The 2,795-nt window shown below is 70.7% G+C and carries 2 protein-coding genes; both read right to left on the bottom strand.

The annotated features are described in order from the left end of the window. Positions 1-88: 88 nt before the first annotated feature. Positions 89-1,864, bottom strand: coding sequence for an NAD+ synthase (locus GUY60_RS36480; RefSeq protein ID WP_161705794.1), 1,776 nt, complete (start codon positions 1,862-1,864; stop codon positions 89-91). A 93-nt stretch (positions 1,865-1,957) separates the two neighbouring features. Then, positions 1,958-2,795, bottom strand: an 838-nt coding sequence (locus tag GUY60_RS36485) for a DUF4190 domain-containing protein (protein ID WP_312866565.1), incomplete at its 5' end; no start/stop codon positions are given.

The raw sequence follows: 2,795 nt of genomic DNA on the forward strand, positions 1-2,795 counted from the left end.
GGAGGGGATCAAATCGCGCCCCGGACCGGCAAATTGAGCCCCTCCGGCGTTTGAGGAGCGGGGGTCCGGGGGCGGAGCCCCCTGGGGGTCAGCTGGACTCGCGCCACCTATTCGTGATCGGCAACCGCCTGTCCTTGCCGAACCCCTTAGCCGAAATCTTCGTACCCGGCGGGTACTGCCGCCGCTTGTACTCCGCCCCGTCCACGAGCCGCAGCACCTTCCCCACGACCTCCGCCTCGTACCCCGCGGCCACGATCTCCTCGGCGCCGCAGTCCCGGTCGACGTACATCGCCAGGATGCCGTCGAGGACCGGGTAGTCCGGCAGCGAGTCGGTGTCCACCTGGTCCGGGCGCAGCTCGGCGCTCGGCGGCTTGGTGATGGAGTTCTCCGGGATGGGCGGGGTCTGGCCGCGCTCGACCGCCGCCCGGTTGCGCCACTCGGCGAGCCGGAAGATCGCGGTCTTGTACACGTCCTTGATCGGCCCGTACGCGCCCACCGAGTCGCCGTACAGCGTCGAATACCCCACCGCCAGCTCGGACTTGTTGCCCGGCGCGAGGACGATGTGCCCCTCCTGGTTGGAGACCGCCATCAGCATCGTGCCGCGAAGCCGCGACTGCAGGTTCTCCTCGGCGAGCCCGGTCAGACCGAGCGAGCCCATGTACGCGTCGAACATCGGCTCAATGGGCACCGTGCGGAAGTTGAGCCCGGTGCGCTTGGCCAGCTCGGCCGCGTCGCCCTTGGAGTGGTCCGAGGAGTACTTCGAGGGCATCGAGATGCCGTACACGTTCTGCGCGCCCAGCGCGTCGCAGGCGATGGCCGCGACCAGCGCCGAGTCGATACCGCCGGAGAGCCCGATCAGTACGGAGCGGAAACCGTTCTTCGCGGCGTACGCGCGCAGGCCCACGACGAGCGCCGAGTAGACCTCCTCGTCGTCGTCGAGCCGCTCCGCGTACCCACCGGCGAGCTCCGCCTCGTACGCGGGCAGCGGCTCCTCGGAGAGGACCACGTGGTCGATGCGCAGACCGTCGTCCACAACGCGTCCATCAGCGGCTCCGCCGCGGGCTTGCGGGACGGCACCCGCGGCCGGCAGGTCCAGGTCGAGGATCACGCTGCCCTCCGCGAACTGCGGGGCGCGCGCGACGACTTCGCCGCCCGCGTCGACCACGATCGAGTCGCCGTCGAAGACCAGCTCGTCCTGGCCGCCGATCATCGCGAGGTACGCGGTGGTGCACCCGGCCTCCTGGGCGCGCTTGCGCACCAGTTCAAGGCGGGTGTCGTCCTTGTTCTGCTCGTACGGCGAGGCGTTGATGGAGACCAGGAGGCCCGCCCCGGCGGAGCGGGTGGCCGGGACGCGGCCGCCGTCCTGCCAGAGGTCCTCGCAGATGGCGAGCGCCACGTCGACCCCGTGGACGCGCACCACGGGCAGGGTGTCGCCGGGAACGAAGTAGCGGAACTCGTCGAAGACGCCGTAGTTCGGCAGGTGGTGCTTGGCGAAGGTCAGCACCACCTCGCCGCGGTGCAGCACCGCGGCGGCGTTCTGCGGGGCGCCCGCGGGCTGGCCGTACTTCGGCTGCGCGGTCTCGGAGCGGTCCAGGTAGCCGACGATCACCGGCAGTTCGCCGTGCCCCTCGTCGGCCAGGCGCGCGGCCAGGGCGCGCAGCGCCTGCCGGGACGCCTCGACGAAGGACGGCCGCAAGGCCAGGTCCTCGACGGGGTAGCCGGTGAGGGCCATCTCGGGGAACGCCACCAGGTGGGCGCCCTGCTCGGCGGAGTGCCGGGTCCAGTGCACGATCGACTCGGCGTTCTGGACGAGGTCGCCGACGGTCGAGTCGATCTGATTCAAGGCGAGGCGTAGTTGAGGCACGCCGCTCAGTGTAATCGTCAGACCGACGCGATGTCTTGGCGGGACGGTGTGGGGCACCCCACGTGCGCGGTGGTCCGGGGTGCCCCACCGGTGCTACTTGGCCGCGCCGGTCCAGATCATGTCGTCGTACTTGAGGACCTCGGGGCCGACCTCCAGCTGGACTTCCTTCGTGGCGTCCGCGGGCACGGAGAAGGCGAAGGAGGCCTGAGCCCGCTTGCCCGCGAGGATCTTGCCGTTGAAGGGCTTGGTGGCGTTGCTGCCGTCGAAGACCATCTCGACGTCGGCGCCCTTGGCGTCCCGCAGCGTCGGCAGCGCGGTGGTGGCGTCCATCGTCTTCTTGCCGCCATTGACGATGGTGATGGTGAACTGCACGGCTACGTTGCCGTCCTTGTGCCCGGCCGCGAACTCGTCGGGGCTGTACGGCTTCGGCTTGCTCACGGTGACCTTCACGCCGTCGTCGTACGTGTGGCTCGCGCCGAACTCCAGCGGCTCGTCCGACTCGGCCGCGGGCTCCTCGGCGCCCTCGCCGTCCTCGCCGCCCGTGGGGCCGTCGACGTCCGCACCCGGGTCGGCCGTGGCCACCTTGTCGACCTCCTTCTGGAGCTCGTCGGACACACCCTGCAGGGCAAGCACGACGACCACGAGCCACACGGCCGACACGATGACCGCGACACCGCCGAGGATCGCGCCGGTCAGCGCCACGCCCTTGTTGGTGGCCAGGCCCTTGCGCGCCTTCGAGTGGCCGATCAGGCCGAATATCAGGGCCAGGACACCGAGGAGGATGCCGCCCCAGACGGTGAAGAACAGCACCGCGCCGATGATGCCGAGCACCAGGGCGGTGACGCCGAGGCCGTTCTGCGGCTGGGGCGGGAGCGGGAACGGCGGCGGAGCCATCGGCTGACCACCGGGCGGCGGGCCGAAGGGCGAGGGC

The organism is Streptomyces boluensis, assembly GCF_009908195.1.
Taxonomy (GTDB): Bacteria; Actinomycetota; Actinomycetes; order Streptomycetales; family Streptomycetaceae; genus Streptomyces; species Streptomyces boluensis.